The following is a 20866-nucleotide window of genomic DNA, read 5'->3' on the forward strand; positions in this document are numbered from 1 at the left end:
TAAATGTTTGATTTATAGCTTTATGTGAAGGAGTTATCTTGTAGGTAACGTAGATGTTGTTATGGCGCAAAAGTAGATAATATATTTCTAAATCCCAAGAGAAAGACATTTTATTTGCTTGTTTACATGCATTTATCAACCGGTGATTTATATTAGAAAACAAATACTACAGATTTTACAAGTTTCTCTTCCTGTATACAGGTCTGGCGAATGATTATTTTCTCCTGCACTGTGCAAATTTGTATACTATTTCCCTTACCCGTTTCCGGAAGCTGAAGACGGGAAAAGGATTATTGTACACCGTGAACAGTATGTACATATAAATTCTTGTATATATTGGGCTTGTATGAGTCTTGTGTCTTGCTGTATATGTGTGTATCCGTTACCTACAAGGTAATGCCAGTGCATATAATGGATAAAACAGAACAATTATCATGATAACATCCAAAACACAAGCTGCCATCGCAGTACTTAACGACATCTATGCGGGAGGAGACATAATCCGTGCGGATGCTTGCCAGCTTACAGAGCAAGATATGGATATCCTGCTTTCAAAGCTTTTAAGTGCCGGACTCATAAAACTGTCTGACAAGGGAGATTCCCGTGATATACAGGTGTACACCCCTACACGTGACTCTTCTGATGTTTCCCTTCTTGATATCCTTGAAGCTACTGGCGAACATCTGGATTGCAATCACCCCACTACTGAGGAATTCCACATGCGATATGGGAAAGCTGCGCAGAAGCTCGGTATAGTGAACTATATCACAAGGGAATATCTGAAAGAGATAAAGCTGTTTGAGTTGTAAACGTAATCCGCAAAACCTTTTGAAAAGAAATACTTTCATATTGTCCCTGATTATGCTGCTGTTCTGTCTTGCAGACTTGCATTCTCAGATCCTTGCAGTGAAGAGTGATCTGCTGACGGGAGCACTTTCTTCGCCCAATTTTGGGGTGGAAGTGAAGCTTTCCAATCGGCTCACATTAGAAGCTGGTTTTCATTACAATCCTTTTCCGGCAGGCGGAGACAAGCGTTGGAAACATTGGTTTGTGCAGCCTGAACTGCGCTACTGGATGTGCCAGCCCTTTGGCGGTCACTTCTTCGGTGCGCATTTGTTGTACGGAGTATACAATGTGGGAGGAATGAAACTCCCTCTGGGGCTCTTTAAGGGAGTACGTTCTTCAAGATATGAAGGGGACTTTATGGGGCTGGGAGTATCATATGGCTACCACTTTATTCTCGCCCCCCGGTGGAGTATCGAGGCAAGCGTCGGCGTAGGATTTCTGCATACCGGATACGAACGCTACCGTTGTTTGCATTGCGGTGAACAGACCGGCGGCGAACATAAAAACTTTATTGCGCCAACCCGGGTTGCGGTATCACTAGTGTATTTGATAAATTGAGAGTTGTTTATAATTTAGTAATTTGTAATTAAACATAGAGCATGAAAAACTTAATCCGTATTCCTTTGACATTGACACTCCTGTTCGCTACATACTGTCTCTGTCTCGGGCAGGAGTTTTACCGGGGAGAACTATTTGTTACCGGACAACATTTTTCGCTGACGAATGGAGACCTGAATGTGGAGCTGTCTGTTGACTTCGAAGGCCTGAAAATGCCTTCGGATGAGTCGCTGACTGTGACCCCCGTACTTAAAAACGGTGAATACGAGCAGGAGCTTCCTGCCGTACTGATTAACGGGGTGGAGAAACAAAAAGTATATCAGAGGATACAGGCTTTGGCGGCTGGTAAACGCAATAGCGCTAAGGTACGCACTTCGCCAATTCCGGCAGTGGTGATACGCAACGATCATGCGGTCTCCCGCGCGTTTACCTATAAAGTGTTGGTGCCCTATGAGCAGTGGATGGAGCGGGCTATACTCTTGTTGCGTTCGCAGGAATGTGCTTGTCATGGTAAGAAAGGAAATGTTTATGAAGATAAGATAGCGGATGGAATCCGCCTGCCGAAGATGAAGGTATCCCGGTTGGGTGCGGATATCGATGCCGATTTTCTTTCATTGGTGAACTTTATTCAGCCTACACCGGACAAGGACACGTTGCATTGCATAACGGGATCTATCCCATACTTCAAACGGAAGGAAGAACAGAAAGACGGGAAGCAGCTTGGTAAACTCTCCGAGGAAAAGCAGAACTTCGAGATATACTGCCGTCTTCGCGACGTACTGCATGATGTACGTCAGGAGATGGGTACAAAATTGGCGAAAATCAGTGTAACCGGTTACGGTGTCCCTGTGGGAAACCTGAAGAAAAACGAGACAAATGCCCTGATACGTGCTCTTAAGCTAAAGGAGTATTTACGTGAAAACCGCCTGGCGGGAAGAGCCTTGCTGGATGTGAGTTGGATTTCCGAAGATTGGGACTCCATCACCAGCCTGGTGAGAAAAAGTGATATGCTGTTGAAAGAGGCTACTCTCGACCTTATTAATAATATAGAGATTGTTAAAGGTCGCGAACGTATGTTGATGTCGTTTGCAGACGGCAAGCCTTACAAGTATCTTATGGAGAAGATATTTCCTGAAGTAATGCGTGTGGACTATCGGATAGAATACACCCGCAAGCCTCTGGGCGCTGCTGAAAGTCTTGAGTTGCTACGTAGTGGAAAACAGCGCGCTCTTCATCTGAACGAGTTCTTTGCTGTGGCAGGTAGCTATCCGATGGGTTCCACTGAATATAATGATATACTGGACCTTGCTGCAAGGATTTTCCCGGAGAGTCCGGAAGCCAACATCAATGCGGCGGCAGTGGCTTTGAGCAAAAAGGAACTGTCTAAGGCACGTGGGTATCTGGAACCTTTTGCCACCCTTCCGATAGCCTATAATAACATGGGGATTCTCTGTCTGCTTGAAGGTAACCGGGATAAGGCGGAGGTGTATCTTACGATGGCGGCCGCCACTGGAGTGGAACAGGCGATTAAGGCGTTGGAACAATTGAAAATTAAAGATTAAGCAATAAATAATAACCATAAACGGTATAATATATGAAAACGAGTAATTATTTGTGGGCTGTGCTGGCAACAGCAACCCTTTCGCTGTCTGCATGCAGCAGTGATGAAAACGAGAATGGAATGCAGCCGAAAGAAAAGACTGCAAAACTTGAACTTACATTAGTGGGAGCACCAGCGGACAGCCGTGCTACGGGGACTCTACCCACCACCGATGAATCCCAGATCAACCGCCTGACGGTGGCTGTCTTCACCGGAGCAACGGGTAACCCTGTCAATGCCTTGCGGGAATTCACAGGCAAGGATATCAAAGATGCAGAGACTGGCAGTGGAAAGACGATTTCGATATTTTGCGAACCCGGTGACGGGCAAACGATTTATGTGGTAGCCAATGCTTCCCCGGCGCTTTTTGCGGGAGTAACCAACCTTGCCGGGTTCAAAGATAAGCTGATGCTTCTTTCGGAAACGACCAAGGCTGCGGGAGCGGGTGATGCGACGGATGCACAAAAGGCCAGTAACCTCCCGATGTTGGGAATTGTGAACAAACAGAATCTCACGGCGGGCGCAGAAGCCACGGCTACTGCGGCACTGACCCGTCTTGTGGCGAGGACATCCGTCAGCAGCATCAAGACCGCTTTCGACAAGGCGGGACAATTCAAGGATGCGACGTTCAAGGTGACCGGTATCTATCTGAAGAATGCAAATAGTTCCGTCAATGCGGAAAAAACTGGCAGTGTCCCTATTAGTGGGAGTGACAAGGCCAATAAATACCTATATGAAGCGGTGTCTTCACATACAGCCAATACTGAACTCACTACTCCGTATTACTTCTATACATTTCCGAATGCTTCGGCTACGCCGACCAAACTTATAATTAAAGGAACGTTTGATGCGGATGGAACCGGTTCAACCACTGCTCCCGTGACCCGGTATTATCCCATCACTATTAATAAGAAACAGGCGAACACTACTATTACAGAAGGAGAGGGTACGGACAAAGGCAGCATAGCAGCTAACACCCGATACGTGCTTACCGCCGTTATCAAGGGAGAGGGGGTGGATGATGATAGTAAGGAAATAGACCCTGCTACTTTGAAACTGACGGTTACTGTTGCTGATTGGGCGCTTACCATCAATCAGAATGTGACTTTTGAGTGATATTTTTATGAGACAGATATGACATTATAAACCAATCCGTACCAGCTATGCGAGTTTTCGGAACATTCCCCATCTTTCTGCTAATTCTTTTTCTTCTCTGTTGCGTTTCGTGCGTGCGTGAGGATATGGAAGGTTGTGCCCGGTATGAACTGCATGTTCGTGCGGTGGATGCGGACGGGAACGACCTTACCGGAAATGGAGTTTTGCAGAAATCGGATATCTATCTTTTTAATGAACAAGGTTTCGTCAGAATGATTCCCTCTGAGGGCTTCTCGGACTTTTCATTTGGAGAGGACAAGGACGAACGGCTCACGCTCGTAGCTTGGGGTAATCTGAAAGAAGATACTCTGATTACTACGGAGATAGCACCGGGAACATCCCTGAAAGATGCGAAACTCCAGCTTCGGCAATATACCCATGGTACGCACATTCCACTAACAGACCTGTTCTACTGTCGCAGAGAAATAAGGGAGATAAACACGCGGGGCGTGGAAGGAACGGATATTACACTCGTAATGGAACGTATGGTGGCGGGCCTCAGTATACGCACACGTTATCTTGCCGAACGTTATCCTTATAACGGTGAAGCATATCGTTTCATCGTACACTGCATCGGTACGGAAATGGATTTTATGGGTGAGGCTTCGGGGGACGGAGCCGGATACGAACCGGTTTCCGTTACCGATGCCAAGGGGGATGTCTATGCACCGCTTTTCCATATATTCCCTACCGGGGAGGGAAAACCGTTGGAAATAGACGTCTACCGGAAAGATGAGAAATTATTTACTATCACTAAAGATAATGAACTTCGTCCTTTGTATGCCCCTGTGGGGCAACAGACCAACATCGATATAGACTTTCGTTATGCGCAGGTTCAGGTTTTTGTGAGTGTGGTTCCCTGGGGAACGGTCGGTCAGGATGTAGAAATGTAAGTAAAAAGTGTATGATTAGGTTATTTGAATACAGGGTATACCCGAAAACGGAAGAACCTATACCGTTTTGCTGGAAGGTACTTTTTGTGCTGTTCATGCTGGGCACACTGTTAGCAATGGTGGCTGTGTGTAGTTCTTGCCAATCGGAAGAAGAGGATATGGAGGATGTGGAGGATGTGGGCATGGAGGAAGGTCTGCCCGCTACCATTCGGGTGGAAGTACAGGGTGAAGAACAGGTGAATTTCGTTACCCGGACAGTCAATGAGAGTGTGATCAGTGACCTGCACATTTTGGTCTACAACAGTGCGGGTGAGCTGATCGGACAGAAATACCAGATGGGTAGTTCTACGGTTACCATTAATACGCGCAGTGCTACCGGATGTACCATATATGCCGTTGCCAATACGGGTAAAGCTGACTTGTTCAAGGGATATGTCATACATAAAGAATCTTATCTGAAAAGTATGGTATATAGCCTGACCAATTGGGATGACTTGAATAAAGGTATCAACCTGCCAATGACGGGAAGTATGAAAAGTGTGAATATCAAGGCGGGGGCAAACACATTGTCGGGAACACTGGTATTAACCCGTATGGTCGCAAAAGTTGAGTTAAAGATTAAAGTGAAAGAAAGTAGTGGGATTAACATTACTAATTTGAAAATTTACAATCTTCCTAAAAGCTCCTACTATGTATTCGGTACAACAGATGCGGCAAATACCACTTGGCTGAACTGTGGCGATATAAGTCCAAGTAGTGCAACCATTGCCGGTACAATATTCTATATGTTTGAAAACCGTAGAGGAACCAAAACGATTTCTGCTCAAAAGGATAAAACGACTGCAAATGCGCCTGCACATGCTACGTATGTAGAAATTAACGGCACAATAGGCACTGTTACTGCAAAGTGGACAGTGTATCTTGGAGAAAATAATACGAGTGATTTCAATATCAAGCGGAATGGCAATTATACGTATAACATTACTCTGAATGACGTTGCGGCAACAGATACAAGGGTTGTTGTAGATTTTACGGGAACAGAAGATTTGAGTAGTGCAGGTACGGCAAATTGTTATCTTGCCAAGAAGGTAAATACATGGTATAAGTTTAAAGCTACAGTGAGAGGAAATGGAGCTGCCACTGCTGCATTGATTTCTCCGACCGGAAGTGCTTTGACTGCTAACGCTACTATCAATCCTGCAAGTGCAGAACTCGTTTGGGAAACTAATGGTCATGAGCAAATAATACAAGGTGTGATTCTGAAAGATGGATATGTTTATTTCAAGACTGGCCCGGTAGCTGAAGGGAATGCGGTGGTTGCGGTAAAAGACAGAAGTGGTAATGTGTTGTGGAGCTGGCATATTTGGAAAACATCCTTTGATTTAGCAGAGTTTAATTCTAATCATACACAAACGTATAAAACTAATCCGAGAAAAATGAGCACAACTATTTATGCAAACACTCTTTCTTCTCGTGATTTAATAATGATGGACCGTAATTTGGGGGCGGCCGATAATATACCTTCCAATACAGATAACGTAGCTAAGACTTTTGGTTTATATTATCAATTCGGGCGTAAAGATCCATTTCCCAACGCTAAAAAAAGAGAAAGGCGTACTACTGCGGTTGCAGAAGTAATAGATATTGTTGATAAGGATAATAATCCGCTAACCATTAATGAGTTAATGAAATATCCTTATCAAACTCTTAATTCTGATATATCTAAAGATGTGAAGGATCTTATTCTTTATTCTATAAAAAATCCTTTAACCTTTATTCTTCGAGATGATAAAGATGGCCTTACAGATGATACATTTTCGGGAAATTGGATTTATGGAGCATATAAAGGAACATCTGCTTTAGATGCTTCCAATAAATTATGGGGTAGTGATTTTGTGGATAAATCAGGCAATTTAGCTCTTAATGCAACATTTAGTGGAAAAACGATTTATGATCCCTGCCCAGTTGGGTGGTGCATACCTCCTCAGGATACTTGGACTAACTTCACTAAAAATACCCCCGAACAATGGAATAATTATAATATAGCAGGAACTACTGGAAGCGGTACATTTATCAAATATTACAATTGTCCGGTTGAAGACCAAAAGAATTGGACTGACGGGGATGGAATGGGCTTTATGAAAGCTCCTGTTTTTGGACGTCGTTTTTACATCAGAGGAGAGGGAGGTGATGTTGCTTTTTACCCGGCAGAAGGTTGTCGTTTTGGGAAAGATGGAACTACAGGCGCTGTTGGAAATGGTTGTTACTCTTGGTCATCGACACCTACTTATGCAACGTCACCGGATGGTGGATATTTTATTACAAATCTTTCTTGGGTGTATCCGGTGGGATATACAACCCGATCATACGCAATACCTGTCCGTTGTGTTAAAGAAACATCTCTGTAAATAAATATCTAGTTCAAGCAGATGATGATAAGGATATGAATGGAAGGATGGTTTCTGCTCCAATGAAGAAAGTATTCACTGACACTCAATGAAATTAGCAAACAGTGCGGTTTCAAGGAGCTACTCACTTATCATGTAACCCAATATATGAATGTCGCCACTATTACTAAGTAATAATAGGACATTTTCTCCTCTATTAAAAAGTACATAATGCGATTTGAGCAGGTTAAGTCCAAAGGAAAAATTGCGTAATAAAGTACTATAGTCCTTTTTCTTTCATACTAAAATAAACTAACTGATTAGCCAATTATTCAATGGTTTCTGTTTATTCATACACAGAAGCTTCATACTACGGGTATTTTAAGAATAGACGGAAAAATCTTTATTTGAATGAATTGTTCATAAGTATAAGATGCTAAAAAAGAATATGATAACGTTTTGGTGTACTTCCTATGTAGAAAATAGAAAGTATAGTTAAATGATATTGTATAATGTGGCAAAATATCAGCGAATAGATAAAAAGATATGTTTTGTATATATTTTTTTTGTTTTAAATCGTCTATGAAAAAAATGTCTTTTTAAGTCTATCTATGGAACTCTCGGTTTTCAATATAGATAGAAGACATAAAAATAGTCTTTGAATTCTCCGGATATACTACCGCGTTTTCTTCCTTTTTTGGTGCGTAAGTATGTGATATGTATATGGGAGTAAATAATGATTTATTTCTACAAGGCGTGTAGGCTTCTATGTGGGATAGATTTATGGATTGGAAATACCATAGTAAGTGTTCATTTGAGCTTTGTTGAAGTTGCCGCATCTTTGCAACGTTAACGTTAGCGAAGAGATTTTGAACATGATTTATTTAATTTAAAAAGAAAGAACTATGAGTATTTTGTATAAGAAGGTTTGGAGATTATTAAATCCCCTTGATAAGAAATCGGCAAAGAAGGTATATCCGGTTATCACCTATAAGTATGGTGTGGCGATGGATCTGAAGCAGATTGCGAAAAAGATCAGTCGACTTTCCGGTGTGAGTGAAGGTGTGGTGAACTCTGTACTGAAGGATTTCCGTACGGAGTTGAAAGAAGAGTTGCTTTTGGGGCGGTCGGTGAATATTGACGGACTGGGATTTTTTTATCTTGCCGCTCGTAGCAAAGGGGCGGATACGGCAGAGGCGTTTACGGCGAATGATATCACTGGCTTGCGCGTTTGTTTCCGTGCCAACAAGGAAATTCGTATTACGGCTAACGGAAGCACCCGCTCCGAAGGACTTAGCCTCAAAGATGTGGATCGCATCAATGACGAACTTCCTACAGAAGGTGGCGGTTCGTCGTCACCTGACGGAGGAATAGTGGAAAACCCGCTTGGATAAAGTCTAAAGCTGAGGAGCTTAGAAATTAAAAAATGAAGAATTAAAAATTAAACGATTGTATTTATGAAGAAGTCTGTTTTGAAAAAAATACTGAAAGTAGTGATGGCTATTGTTTCGGCTGCGCTGGGAGCACTGGGGAACAATGCAATGAAGTGATGACGAGGAGATATAAGATCTGAGTTAATATAGATAGGGGAGTGTCGGAATTCAGGCACTTCCCTATATTTTTAATGAACCATTCCGTAAAGTAAAGATCGTAAAAAAGCTATTCTGTGGAGTCAGTACTGTGCTTGTTGTATTGATGAGCAAAAGAACTATGTGTAAATAACGAATGAAAATGCGTAAGAAAAAACTCGTTACTTAATTGTGTTTTCGCTTGAATAACTTTACCTTTGTTTTCATAAACCTAAAAACCCGGTAAGTCATGAAATACAAACTATTAGTTCTTGATGTAGACGGAACTCTGCTCGATAGTGAGAAGAAAATCAGCAAGCGCACACTGGCCGCCTTGTTGAAAGTGCAACAGATGGGCGTACGCATCGTATTAGCTTCCGGCAGGCCCACCTATGGCCTTATGCCCATTGCCAAGGCTTTGGAACTGGGCAATTACGGAGGCTTCATTCTCTCCTACAATGGCGGGCAAATTATCAATGCGCAAAGTGGCGAACTACTCTTTGAGCGTAGGATAAACCCCGAAATGCTGCCCTATCTTGAAAAGAAATCCCGTAAGAACGGGTTCGCCATTTTTACGTATCACGAAGATACCATCATCACCGACTCGCCCGAAAACGAGCACATACGCCACGAAGCCGAGCTGAATGGCCTGAAGATAATTGCCGAAACCGAATTCTCGATAGCGGTGGACTTTGCCCCTTGCAAGTGTATGCTGGTAAGCGATGACGAAGAAGCCCTCGTGGGACTGGAAGACCACTGGCGCCGGAGGTTGAACGGAGCGCTGGATGTATTTCGTTCGGAACCCTATTTTCTGGAAGTGGTGCCCTGCTCCATTGATAAATCCAATACGCTGGGCGCCTTGCTTGAGAAGTTGGGCATCAACTCCGAAGAAGTCATCGCCATTGGCGACGGAGTTTGCGATGTCTCCATGATACAATCCGCCGGACTGGGCATCGCCATGGGAAACGCCCAAGACTCGGTGAAGGTCTGTGCCGACCGCATCACCGCCTCCAACGATGAAGACGGCGTGGCCGAAGCCGTGGAGAAGGCGATACTTGCCGAAATCCGCCCCGCCGACGTGCCCCTGGAACAACTCAACCAGCGTGCCCGCCATGCATTGATGGGAAATCTGGGCATACAATACACTTATGCCTCCGAAGATAGGGTAGAGGCCACCATGCCCGTGGACGAACGTACCCGCCAACCTTTCGGCATCCTGCACGGAGGTGCCAGCCTGGCATTGGCCGAAACCGTGGCCGGACTGGGTTCCATGATACTTTGCAAGCCGGACGAAATAGTGGTCGGCATGCAAGTCAGCGGAAACCATATCTCCTCCGCCCATGAGGGGGATACGGTAAGGGCGGTGGCGACCATCGTGCATAAAGGCCGCTCCTCGCATGTGTGGAATGTGGATGTGTTTACTTCCACGGCCAAGCTGGTGTCTTCGGTACGTGTAGTCAATAGCATACTGAAAAAGGGATGATCGAAAATGAATTGGACAACGGGCCACAAGAACCACCCGTTGAATCCGCTAAGAAGAACAATACCCGGACCCTCGTAAAAAGAACACTTGCGATTGCCGGTTTAGCCTTGGTTGTATATTTTTTGTACTCCATCGTTCACCTGTTTGTTTCGCCCGACCGCAACATTCAGCAAATCTACCTGGTGCCCGAAGACGCGGCATTTATCATCCAGTCCTCGGCGCCCATCGACGATTGGGCAAAGTTCAGCGGAAGCGCAACCTGGCAATGCCTGAAGCGGGCGAAAGCCTTCGAGGACGTCACCCGGAATGTGGAAACGCTCGACACCGTGGTTCGAAGCAATAAAATGTTGTTATCGCTTGTTGGCAAACGGGATATGCTCATCTCGATCCATAAAGTCCGTGCTCGCGATTGGGATTTCCTGATTGTGCTGGACATGCAAAAGGCCTCCAAGATGGACTTGTTGAAGGATCAGCTTGAAACGGTGCTCACCATGGCGGGCAGTTCCGTAACCAACCGGATGCACAACGGGATTAACATCCTCGAAATGCGCGATCCGGATACACGCGATATTTTTTATTGCGCCTTCGTGGACAACCATTTTGTAGGTTCCTATACCTCCAAACTTGTAGAATCGGCCATCGACTCACGCAACAAGCCCAAAATCGGTCTCGATCATTCTTTTATCGAAGCCGAAAAACGGGTGTCCGGCAAAGGACTTGTCCGCGTTTTTATCAATTATGCACGCCTGCCTCAATTCCTGAATATTTATCTGGGAACCGGAAACGAGTACATCGATATGTTCAGCAATTCCATGGATTTTGCCGGACTCTATTTCAATACCGACCACAAACGGATGGAGGTGAAAGGATATACCTTGCGTAAAGACACCGCCGATCCGTACATCATGGCCTTGCTGAACTCGGGCAAGCACCGGATGAAAGCCCACGAAATCCTGTCCGGACGGACGGCACTCTATACCAATATCGGTTTTAGCAATCCGGTGACATTTGTAAAGGAACTGGAGAATGCACTCGCGGTCCACGATCCGCAATGGTGCGAATCTTATAGGAGTTCCCGGAAGAAAATTGAAAGCCTGTTCGACATCTCTCTGGAAGAAAACTTCCTGAGCTGGATGTCGGGAGAATTTGCCATCACCCAATCCGAGCCGGGGCTGTTGGGGCACGATCCGGAACTGATTCTGGCCATCGGCGCCAAAAGCATCAAGGACGCCCGTAAGAATATGGAGTTTATAGAAAAGAAGATCAGGCGACGCACCCCGCTCCGGATAAAGACGGTTGATTATAAGGGATTTGAAATCAACTATGTGGAAATGAAAGGCTTCTTCCGTTTGTTCTTCGGAGGGCTGTTCGACAAGTTCGAAAAACCCTATTACACGTACGTGGACGATTATGTGGTGTTTAGTAACAAAGCCTCGTCCCTGCTTTCATTTGTAGAAGATTACGATCAGAAGAACCTGTTGAAGGATAATCCGGGCTTTAAAAATGCCTTCTCGTACCTGAATTCGAGCTCTACCGTTTTCTTATATACGGATGTACATAAGTTTTATTACCAGTTGAAGCCTATGATGAATGCCGTTACGTGGGGAGAGATACAATCGGACAAGGAGATTGTCTACTCATTTCCGTATTGGACCATGCAGATTACGGGAGACGGCCAGTCCGCCTCGTTGCAATGCGTGATGGACTATAAACCTTATCAACCGGAAGAAGCGAGCGTAGCGGTGGTAGTGGACGATGAAGCTGACGAAGTAATGAACGAAGACGCCGAAACGGAGAAGGAGCAAATGAGTGAATTGCAACGTTTCTATGTTGAGAAATTTGAGGGCAACGTCTTGCGGGAGTTTTATCCCGAAGGAGCGCTGAAGAGTGAAGCGGAAGTGAAAGAGGGAAAGCGCCACGGACGCTATCGCGAATATTATGAGAACGGCAAACTGAAACTCCGCGGAAAATACGGAAATAACATACCCAAAGGCACATGGAAGTACTATACGGAGGAGGGAGAGTTTGAACGGAAAGAGAAGTATTAAAAAAGAGAAAAACAATGCTTGCATATACCTATATTGAACACGGAAAATTTGAACTTATAGAAAAACCGAAACCTAGGTTGAAAGACCCCCGCGACGCCATTGTCCGCGTGACGCTCGGTAGCATCTGCACCAGCGATTTGCACATCAAGCACGGTAGCGTGCCGCGTGCCTTGCCCGAAACCACGGTGGGGCACGAAATGGTAGGCATCGTGGAGCAAGTGGGCGCGGACGTCACTTCCATCAGGCCCGGCGACAGGGTTACGGTGAACGTAGAAACCTTTTGTGGCGAATGCTTCTTTTGCCGACACGGATATGTGAACAATTGCACCGATGCCAATGGCGGTTGGGCACTGGGTTGCCGCATTGACGGAGGTCAGGCCGAGTACGTCCGCGTGCCTTATGCCGACCAGGGATTGAACCGCATTCCGGATGCGGTGAGCGACGAACAAGCGCTCTTTGTGGGCGACGTGCTTGCCACGGGCTTTTGGGCGGCTCGCATATCGGAGATTACCGAAAAGGATACGGTGCTCATCATCGGCGCCGGCCCTACCGGAATCTGCACCCTGCTTTGCGTGATGCTCAAGCACCCCCGCCGCATCATTGTTTGCGAGAAATCTCCTGAAAGAATACGCCTTGTGCGTGAACATTATCCGGACGTACAGGTGGTGGAACCGAAGGATTGCCGGGAATTTGTGTTGCGGAGTAGCGATCATGGCGGAGCCGACGTCGTGCTCGAGGTGGCAGGAACCGACGACACCTTCCGTCTGGCGTGGGAGTGTGCACGCCCCAATGCCATCGTCACCGTGGTGGCCCTCTACGACCGCCCCCAGGTGCTTCCCCTGCCCGATATGTACGGAAAAAACCTGACCTTCAAGACCGGTGGCGTGGACGGGTGCGATTGCGCCGAGATACTTCGCCTGATCGAAGAAGGCAAGATAGACACCACGCCACTTATCACACACCGCTTCCCGTTGAATGAGATTGAGGAGGCTTACCGGATTTTTGAAAATAAACTGGACGGGGTGATGAAAGTTGCGGTGTCCGAAAGAGAAAAGAAAGAATTCGGAACGAAAAAGTAATGAGCCAAATGATTAAGTAATACTATCTTAATTCTCCTCCTCCTGGGAGGAGGAGTACCCGTAGGGGGAGGTGGTAGGTGAGAAAAGAATTCCTTATTTATATGATTCATAGGTATTTCTTGCTTTACCTACCACCCTGCCCTCTGGGCACCCCTCCTCCGTTGGAGGAGGGGAATTGAGATACTCTATTTACTCAATATTGAAATACTCATTTACTTCATAACCTTATTAAAAAGAATACAGCCTTATGCCCATTATTGAAATATCCTCCTTGTCGCACCCCGGAATCGAGGTGTTCTCCACCCTCACCGAGGCCCAGTTGCGCAACCGCATTGAGCCCGATAAAGGCCTGTTCATAGCCGAAAGCCCGAAGGTGATCCGTGTAGCATTGGATGCCGGATATGAACCTCTGGCCCTCTTGTGCGAGCAAAAACACATCACCGGTGATGCCGCCGACATCATCAGTCGTTGTGGCGATGTGCCCGTCTATACGGGCGGGCGGGAGTTACTCGCCACACTGACGGGCTATGTCCTGACGCGCGGAGTGTTGTGCGCCATGCGTCGCCCTGCGCCCCGCACGGTGGAAGACACATGTCGGGATGCCCGGCGTATCGTCGTCATCGACGGTGTGGTGGACACCACGAACATTGGTGCCATTTTTCGTTCGGCGGCCGCTCTCGGGATGGATGCCGTGTTGCTGACGCGTAACTCTTGCGATCCGTTGAATCGTCGTGCGGTCAGGGTGTCCATGGGTTCGGTTTTTTTGGTCCCCTGGACGTGGCTGGACGGTACTCTCAGTGATCTGGCTCGCCACGGCTTCCGCACCGCCGCCATGGCACTTACGGACGATTCTATCTCCATTACCGATCCTGTCTTGACGTCCGAACCCCGGCTGGCAATTGTGATGGGAACGGAGGGAGAGGGGCTTCCACCCGATACGATTGCCGCGGCGGACTATGTAGTCCGTATCCCGATGGCGCATGGGGTCGATTCGCTCAATGTGGCGGCGGCGGCCGCCGTGGCGTTTTGGCAACTTCGTATTACGGATTGAAACTACTATTGTTTTAATTTCGATGAGTATCATTAGGTAGCTAATAATTTGCAATCTGAAGATTTTTCGCATGACACTTTCTTTTTTGCTATTTTCGGTAGCTTAAGAGTGAATCAAAGAACGGGTAGTCTGTCACGGAAGTGCGAGAAAGGAATGAGTGTGAGGTGATAAAGTGATAAAACTTCTTTCAACCCATTATATAATAAACAAAAATATATTCTTTTGCATATTATATGATGGGTTGCTACACTACAATTAATATTTTTTCTTTTCGTCTTTATTTAACTCTTCGTGTATATTCATCCTTGATGGCGGTGAAATTTTCTTTTACCTGATTGTACTCGGCTTCTTGCTTCTCTTCCAATTCAAGATCTAATGCATATATTTCGCTCGTTATTTTATTGTCTAATTTTGTCTTTTCAGCTTGGGTCAATATATTGTTGAATCGGGAAAATAATTTCACTTTCAGATCCAATAGTCTTTTTTCGAACCGTTCAAGGTCATATTTCAGGTTGTAATCAAGATAGGTATTGGAAATATGTTTCTTTTCACCTTCTTCATTATACTCAATTACTTTCACCTTTTTCTTCACCGCATTGAAAAGGGATGAAACGGATTCATCAAAATCCTGAAGGATAAAATCTATCCATTTATTATATATATTAATTTTGAAGCGCGAAACATTGACATTCTCGGGCAAAGGATAGAATAATAATATGAAATTCATCTGCGTTTGGGGTAAAAGTTGCTGTCCCTCACCTGTGTAGTTTACGGGTAGATTTTCATAGCACATAAACTCGCCCTCATGGATAAAACCCTCTCCATCCACCAATAAAACTTCATTAGAGGCGAATGTCCAATTCTCATGTCCTCCGATGTTTTTTATGTTTAGGACCAATTTATCAGCAGTAAATTTGGATTTAGTTTTGCCATTTCCCATCGTTAACTGGGCTGGACAATCTTGATAGTATTTTTTATCTTTAATATAACGACAGTTCTTGTTACATTTTATCTCGACGTTTCTCTCGAATGAGAGGATGGTATAGATAAAGCCTTCATTTTCTTTTGGAATATTAATCTCGCTCATAAATAATGTATTTTAGTGTTTTAATTTGTAGATTATTGGTGATTAGCTGGCATGTCTATTTTCCGATGCAGCATATTTACACTCTTGAGTTTTAGCGTTTTCGCCTTTTAAACGGTACAAACCTCATTTTTACAATTACATTGAAAGTACCGGGAAATTCAATGTGTTGGTTTTCAATTGTTTCGATATACGTGTTGTACCGCATTTTTTCAGCCCATTTGCGGAAGTCACAAATCAATTTTAGAAAGTTGATTTGGTGGATCTTACCGCATTGGGGTTACAAATGGTTTGCAGAGGCAAAGATAAAAAATATTCTTTATCACTTCAATACTTATTGAAAATTATCTTTAATATGTATCCTACTTTTAACGTGGTATGGTATATACCTAATAGTTGTTGCATATCATTTTGTTGAATTAAAAATAGTCAATCCCTTTACCGTCAGCAGATACTTTTGTCGAGGATGTTTGGAATTATTAGGGTAGAGAGGAGCAACAAAACCATTTTGAATAGCTGGTGTCAAATAGTTGGTAATAAAAGTGGGGCGATGCTTTAACTCTATTCTCTCCATTATCATTTTCAGTGAACATTGTTCTATCCCAATAGCTTTTACAATTGCTAAAAGTGGGGCGGTGAGTTGTTCGGTTAGCATGTTCGGTACTTGTTCGGTACTTGATCGGTCAGCTTGTTCGGTTGACTGTTGTGGAGTATTGATAATCATATATCTATTCTTTAACTCATGATTTTCTCCCATCATCAGATTTCTGAAAAACAAAATCAAAAAACTCATATCCGGTTCAACTTCTTTTCGCACATTTCTATAATTCGCACGAACCAGCGCATTGCGAAAGTACCAAGAATTGTCGGCAAACAAATCATTGTTCACGTCAAAACCAATGCTGCGTAAATACTTTATAGTAAAGACAGCCGTAGTTCGGGTGTTGCCCTCACCGAATGGGTGAATCTGCCAAATGCCTGATACGAACTTGGCAATATGCGCCACTACATCATCCATAGATAAGCCCTTGTATGAGAAGTTCTTTTCCTGTTCCAAGTCGTATTCTAAAGCCCTACGTAAATCTTCGGAATTTACATAAAGCACGGTATCACCACGAAGTACCCACTCCTTTTTCGTTATATCATAGCTACGAATCTTTCCGGCAAATTTAAAAATTCCTTCAAATAATCTGCGGTGAACGGATGTAAAGCCTGCCACTGAAAAAGCAAATGATTGTTCATTTAAGATTCTGGCAATATTGGCAGACACTTTATCCGCTTCTTCTGTCTCTTCATCTTTCGGTGTTCGTGCAATCTTTGATTGATAATACCCATTGATGAGTTTCTTTACTTCATCAATGCTAATATCACCTTCAATATGCTTTATAGCCGTATCTTTCAGATAATCGGATGTCTGCAAGCCGTCTACTGCTTGTAAGCCGATAGCTGTTTTCCAAGCTGAAGCCTTTTCTTTTTTGTCAGGCTCTCCTTGTCGGATATATTCGTCAAAATTTACCATTCTTTTTGATGCTGATTTAACGGATTCAAGACATTTTGGATTTCTTTACTTATCCCTTTTGACAGTATTCTGCTCAATTTCACTTGTACTTCTATTGAGTTTTTAAAAGCAATTTGATGGGTAATTATAAATGATGCTATTGAAGTTAATGCTTTATATCCCAATGACTCACATGAAATTGTGTTATTATTTACTTCGTTATCAAAAATATCTAATGTGCTACTTAATGATTTGTTCAAGTGATTATCTCGTTCTTCCACAAGATGATTGATGGATGACTCAAGTTTGTTTTTCTTATCAATCAGATTGAATCGTAAATTGTTAATGATATACGTATTCAGTGCATTGTCTATTTTTTGCAATTCATCAGATTCATTTACTATCTGGACTTGAATATTTTGCGCAATTGATAAATCATCAAATGGATGCTTGTATAGTTCATTATTATTCATGTTTCTTATCCTTTCTATTCTAATTGTTTTCTGTAATATTCCACTTCTGGTTCTGCTGCAATAGAGTATGAACTTACTGGTAAGTCATACTTTACTACATTCTCATGCCCTGAAAAAAAATCAGGTTCATTATCAGTCCATTTTTCACATTGGCGAATAACGGTTTCCAATGCATTGGATGCTTCTTCTGGTGGATACTTATATTTCTTTAGGAGGCGTTTAATCATTTTGCGCATACCAGCTCTCGCGGATTCTTTCTTTTGCCAATCGATGGTACGGTTTTTGCGAAGTGCTTCTGTGAGTTCTTTTGTCATAGCCACCAATTGTTCATTTGAGTAAACATCATGAACAGCTTGTGGCTTTGTTAACGCATCATAGAATGACTTTTCTTCCGCAGTAAGGCCCAACTCGTTTATTGCAGATTCTGATGTAGAGATTTCTATTGCTAATTTTAATAATTCTTGAATAACCTCTTCATTGGTAAGAAGCCCTTTCAAATAATTGGAAAGTGAGCGATTTAGTAAATCTGAAAACTTTTCAGCTTGTACTATATTCGTTTTTTGATAAAGCGAAACTCTTTCAGCTAGTAATCTTTTGAGCAATTCTATCGCAATATTCTTTTCTTTCATTTTCGATATTTCCTCCAAGAATGCAGTATCAAATAAAGAAAACTCAGCTTTCACATCAGAAAACAAATTGATAATTCCATCACTTTTCACACTCTGTTTTAACAATTCACTAATACGTATATTAATCTCTCTCTTAGAGACCTTTCCCTTACCAGTCATTCTTGAAAGCAATGTGCGGACTGTTTCAAAGAAAGCAGATTCAAATCTCTGCTGTTCGTTGAGTAAACTGCGACAGAGTGTGATTGAGTTATGAAGTAAAGTTGCCTCTTTCATAAAAAGAGGTTGTATTTCTTGCTTTTCGGGAGACATAATAAAGTTTACGCCTCCTTTAATAATTTGCGCACGTTCTGCATCTGTACTCGTTTGGAATTTACTGTGATCAAAACCATGAAACATATCGCGACAAATCTCCAGTTTCTCTTTAAATTTAAGCAATGCTGTTTCCTTTATATCAGGATTCCCAAACTTTTGCTTATCTCTTCCTGTATAGTCTCGCATCGCTTCTTTCAGAGCTTTGGCAATCCCGATATAATCTACCACCAAGCCTCCTGCTTTGTTATTAAATACGCGATTGACACGAGCTATAGCTTGCATTAAATTATGTCCACTCATAGGTTTATAAACATACATGGTAGCCAATGAAGGAACGTCGAAACCTGTTAACCACATATCCACAACAATAGCAATTTTCATGGAATCGTTATTGTCTTTAAAGCGTTTCGCGAGTTCTTTTTTATGTTGTTTGTTACCAATAATGTCATGCCACTCTTCCGGATCTTTGTTATTGCCGGTCATTACGACTTTTATTTTCTCTTCCCAGTCTGGACGTAACTCCAACAACCTTTGATAAATACGAATAGCAATGGAACGAGAGTAGGCGACAATCATGGCTTTTCCAGTCAACTCATATTGTCTGTTTTCCTCGTAATGTTTAAGTATATCCTGGCAAAGAGAATCAATAGTTTCCGGTGCTCCTAATATTTCTTCTAAGTGCGACATTTCTTTTTTGCTCTTTTCTATCTGTTCATCTGTCGCTCCTTCCGAAGATAATAGATCATATTCATTATCAATAGCTTTTAATGTAGCCTCATCCAAATTAAGATTAATTACCCTTGATTCGTAATATACCGGGCAAGTTGCTCCATCGGCAACTGCCTGGGTCATATCATAAACATCAATGTAATTGCCGAAAACCTCTACTGTATCTCTGTCCTTAGTTGAAATTGGGGTGCCGGTAAATCCAATATATGAAGCATTAGGCAGAGAATTATGTATAATTCTGGCAGTCCCGATAGAAATCTTTCCTGTTTTGACATCAACTTTTTCTTCAAAACCATATTGACCACGATGTGCTTCATCAGTCATTACTATGATATTTTTACGTTCAGATAGTGGTTCGTCTGATTCCTCAAACTTTTGCATAGTTGTAAAGATGATACCATTTGCTTCTCTTCCTGCCAATAGCTTTTTTAAATCCTCACGACTTTTTGCTTGTACAGGGACTTGTCGTAAAAACTGTTTACATTTAGAAAATTGAGTATAAAGTTGGTCATCCAAGTCATTACGGTCGGTAATCACAATTATGGTTGGTTGTGAAAGTTCGTCTTGCAAAAGATGGGCATAGAATACCATTGATAATGACTTTCCACTACCTTGTGTATGCCAGAAAACACCAATTTTACCGTCTCCTAATGTAGAAACTTTAGTCCTTTCTACCGCCTTTTTAACGGCAAAATATTGATGATAACCTGCAAGGATTTTAGCTGCTCCCGTTTCATCTTTAGAAAAGCAAGTAAAGTTCTTTATAATATCTAGTAGACGTTCTTTTATGAAAATTCCTTCAAAAAACACATCGTAGTTCACGTATTCATTATCTTCATACTGACCGTCTTTTGTCTTCCATTGCATATAACGGTCTTCTTTGCTTGTGATGGTTCCTGCTTTTGAACAGCCCATATCACTCATCACACAAAATACATTATAGATGAAAAGCGATGGAATTTCTCTCATATAGTTGCGTAGTTGAAGATAAGCTTCTGAAGCATCGGTTTCTTCACGTGAAGGAGATTTTAGTTCTATAACCACAAGTGGTAATCCATTTATAAAGATGATAATGTCTGCCCTTTTTTCTGAGTGTTCAACAAATGTCCATTGATTGATAACTTGGAAATTATTACGGTTAATGTGTGTGTAGTCTATTAAATAAATGATTTCATGTCGTTGCTCTTTTCCGTTATGATAAGACACTTCAATACCGTGTTGCAAATAGTCCATGAAAAGTTCATTCTTCTGTATAAGACTGCCTGTGTCGATATCTTTCAGTTTCGTAACGGCTTCATTGATAGCAATTTCTGGTTTATTGGAATTAATAGTATGCAAACTGTCTACTAACTGTTCCCTATAAAATGGAGTATAATAATCTCTTTCTACGTTGGGACCATATAGATACTGATAGCCTAAATTATCAAAGAGGGCAATCAGAGCTTTTTCGTAACTATCTTCAGTAAATGACAT

16 protein-coding genes are annotated in these 20866 nt (G+C 43.0%); 12 read left to right on the plus strand and 4 right to left on the minus strand.

Annotation, left to right across the window (positions count from 1 at the left end):
* Positions 1-434: 434 nt before the first annotated feature.
* The 12 genes from DWW10_RS03965 (at position 435) to DWW10_RS04020 (ending at position 14668) form a co-directional block, all read left to right on the plus strand.
* A complete protein-coding gene (locus DWW10_RS03965; RefSeq protein WP_118420873.1) occupies positions 435-809 on the plus strand; it encodes a hypothetical protein in 375 nt (124 codons plus the stop codon).
* Between the two features lie 52 nt (positions 810-861).
* Positions 862-1404: a DUF3575 domain-containing protein gene (locus tag DWW10_RS03970; protein WP_118421011.1), complete on the plus strand. Its 543-nt coding sequence runs from the start codon at positions 862-864 to the stop codon at positions 1402-1404.
* Between the two features lie 41 nt (positions 1405-1445).
* Complete coding sequence (locus DWW10_RS03975; RefSeq protein WP_118420874.1) at positions 1446-2966, plus strand: DUF3868 domain-containing protein; 1521 nt, start codon at positions 1446-1448, stop codon at positions 2964-2966.
* Between the two features lie 32 nt (positions 2967-2998).
* Complete coding sequence (locus tag DWW10_RS03980) at positions 2999-4120, plus strand: fimbrial protein (RefSeq protein WP_118420875.1); 1122 nt, start codon at positions 2999-3001, stop codon at positions 4118-4120.
* A 125-nt stretch (positions 4121-4245) separates the two neighbouring features.
* Complete coding sequence (locus DWW10_RS03985; RefSeq protein ID WP_118421012.1) at positions 4246-5052, plus strand: FimB/Mfa2 family fimbrial subunit; 807 nt, start codon at positions 4246-4248, stop codon at positions 5050-5052.
* Positions 5053-5063: 11 nt separating this feature from the next.
* Positions 5064-7460, plus strand: a complete 2397-nt coding sequence (locus DWW10_RS03990; protein WP_118420876.1) for a DUF4906 domain-containing protein — start codon at positions 5064-5066, stop codon at positions 7458-7460.
* Between the two features lie 884 nt (positions 7461-8344).
* Complete coding sequence (locus tag DWW10_RS04000; RefSeq protein ID WP_029327855.1) at positions 8345-8833, plus strand: HU family DNA-binding protein; 489 nt, start codon at positions 8345-8347, stop codon at positions 8831-8833.
* 63 nt (positions 8834-8896) lie between these two features.
* Positions 8897-8989, plus strand: a complete 93-nt coding sequence (locus DWW10_RS25960; RefSeq protein ID WP_007215796.1) for a smalltalk protein — start codon at positions 8897-8899, stop codon at positions 8987-8989.
* 268 nt (positions 8990-9257) lie between these two features.
* The gene (locus DWW10_RS04005) at positions 9258-10490 is read left to right on the plus strand and encodes a Cof-type HAD-IIB family hydrolase (protein WP_007215797.1); all 1233 of its coding nucleotides are present in this window, start codon (positions 9258-9260) and stop codon (positions 10488-10490) included.
* Complete coding sequence (locus tag DWW10_RS04010; protein WP_118420877.1) at positions 10487-12538, plus strand: toxin-antitoxin system YwqK family antitoxin; 2052 nt, start codon at positions 10487-10489, stop codon at positions 12536-12538. Before DWW10_RS04005 ends, DWW10_RS04010 begins: the two co-directional genes overlap by 4 nt.
* A gap of 14 nt (positions 12539-12552) precedes the next feature.
* The gene (locus DWW10_RS04015) at positions 12553-13617 is read left to right on the plus strand and encodes an alcohol dehydrogenase (protein ID WP_118420878.1); all 1065 of its coding nucleotides are present in this window, start codon (positions 12553-12555) and stop codon (positions 13615-13617) included.
* Between the two features lie 247 nt (positions 13618-13864).
* The gene (locus tag DWW10_RS04020) at positions 13865-14668 is read left to right on the plus strand and encodes a TrmH family RNA methyltransferase (RefSeq protein ID WP_118420879.1); all 804 of its coding nucleotides are present in this window, start codon (positions 13865-13867) and stop codon (positions 14666-14668) included.
* 277 nt (positions 14669-14945) lie between these two features.
* On the opposite strand, the gene DWW10_RS04025 is transcribed toward DWW10_RS04020, so the two are convergent.
* The 4 genes from DWW10_RS04025 to DWW10_RS04040 all read right to left on the minus strand — a co-directional run bounded on the left by DWW10_RS04025 (position 14946) and on the right by DWW10_RS04040 (position 20866).
* A complete protein-coding gene (locus DWW10_RS04025) occupies positions 14946-15755 on the minus strand; it encodes a hypothetical protein (RefSeq protein ID WP_118420880.1) in 810 nt (269 codons plus the stop codon).
* 403 nt (positions 15756-16158) lie between these two features.
* Positions 16159-17271 (minus strand): Fic family protein, encoded by a 1113-nt coding sequence (locus DWW10_RS04030; RefSeq protein WP_118420881.1) that lies wholly within the window; start codon positions 17269-17271, stop codon positions 16159-16161.
* Positions 17265-17723, minus strand: a complete 459-nt coding sequence (locus tag DWW10_RS04035) for a hypothetical protein (protein ID WP_118420882.1) — start codon at positions 17721-17723, stop codon at positions 17265-17267. Before DWW10_RS04035 ends, DWW10_RS04030 begins: the two co-directional genes overlap by 7 nt.
* A gap of 14 nt (positions 17724-17737) precedes the next feature.
* A complete protein-coding gene (locus DWW10_RS04040; RefSeq protein WP_118420883.1) occupies positions 17738-20866 on the minus strand; it encodes a type I restriction endonuclease subunit R in 3129 nt (1042 codons plus the stop codon).

It is taken from the genome of Bacteroides intestinalis (genome assembly GCF_003464595.1).
GTDB classification, from domain to species: domain Bacteria; phylum Bacteroidota; class Bacteroidia; order Bacteroidales; family Bacteroidaceae; genus Bacteroides; species Bacteroides intestinalis_A.

What these genes read in the sequence shown, in the direction of transcription:
- DWW10_RS04040 (WP_118420883.1), bottom strand. Translation starts at nt 20,866, where the DNA reads ATGTCATTTACTGAAGATAGTTACGAAAAAGCTCTGATTGCCCTCTTT.
- DWW10_RS03965 (WP_118420873.1), top strand. Translation starts at nt 435, where the DNA reads ATGATAACATCCAAAACACAAGCTGCCATCGCAGTACTTAACGACATC.
- DWW10_RS03985 (WP_118421012.1), top strand. Translation starts at nt 4,246, where the DNA reads ATGGAAGGTTGTGCCCGGTATGAACTGCATGTTCGTGCGGTGGATGCG.
- DWW10_RS03975 (WP_118420874.1), top strand. Translation starts at nt 1,446, where the DNA reads ATGAAAAACTTAATCCGTATTCCTTTGACATTGACACTCCTGTTCGCT.
- DWW10_RS04020 (WP_118420879.1), top strand. Translation starts at nt 13,865, where the DNA reads ATGCCCATTATTGAAATATCCTCCTTGTCGCACCCCGGAATCGAGGTG.
- DWW10_RS25960 (WP_007215796.1), top strand. Translation starts at nt 8,897, where the DNA reads ATGAAGAAGTCTGTTTTGAAAAAAATACTGAAAGTAGTGATGGCTATT.
- DWW10_RS04015 (WP_118420878.1), top strand. Translation starts at nt 12,553, where the DNA reads ATGCTTGCATATACCTATATTGAACACGGAAAATTTGAACTTATAGAA.
- DWW10_RS03980 (WP_118420875.1), top strand. Translation starts at nt 2,999, where the DNA reads ATGAAAACGAGTAATTATTTGTGGGCTGTGCTGGCAACAGCAACCCTT.
- DWW10_RS04000 (WP_029327855.1), top strand. Translation starts at nt 8,345, where the DNA reads ATGAGTATTTTGTATAAGAAGGTTTGGAGATTATTAAATCCCCTTGAT.
- DWW10_RS04035 (WP_118420882.1), bottom strand. Translation starts at nt 17,723, where the DNA reads ATGAATAATAATGAACTATACAAGCATCCATTTGATGATTTATCAATT.
- DWW10_RS03970 (WP_118421011.1), top strand. Translation starts at nt 862, where the DNA reads ATGCTGCTGTTCTGTCTTGCAGACTTGCATTCTCAGATCCTTGCAGTG.
- DWW10_RS03990 (WP_118420876.1), top strand. Translation starts at nt 5,064, where the DNA reads ATGATTAGGTTATTTGAATACAGGGTATACCCGAAAACGGAAGAACCT.
- DWW10_RS04005 (WP_007215797.1), top strand. Translation starts at nt 9,258, where the DNA reads ATGAAATACAAACTATTAGTTCTTGATGTAGACGGAACTCTGCTCGAT.
- DWW10_RS04025 (WP_118420880.1), bottom strand. Translation starts at nt 15,755, where the DNA reads ATGAGCGAGATTAATATTCCAAAAGAAAATGAAGGCTTTATCTATACC.
- DWW10_RS04030 (WP_118420881.1), bottom strand. Translation starts at nt 17,271, where the DNA reads ATGGTAAATTTTGACGAATATATCCGACAAGGAGAGCCTGACAAAAAA.
- DWW10_RS04010 (WP_118420877.1), top strand. Translation starts at nt 10,487, where the DNA reads ATGATCGAAAATGAATTGGACAACGGGCCACAAGAACCACCCGTTGAA.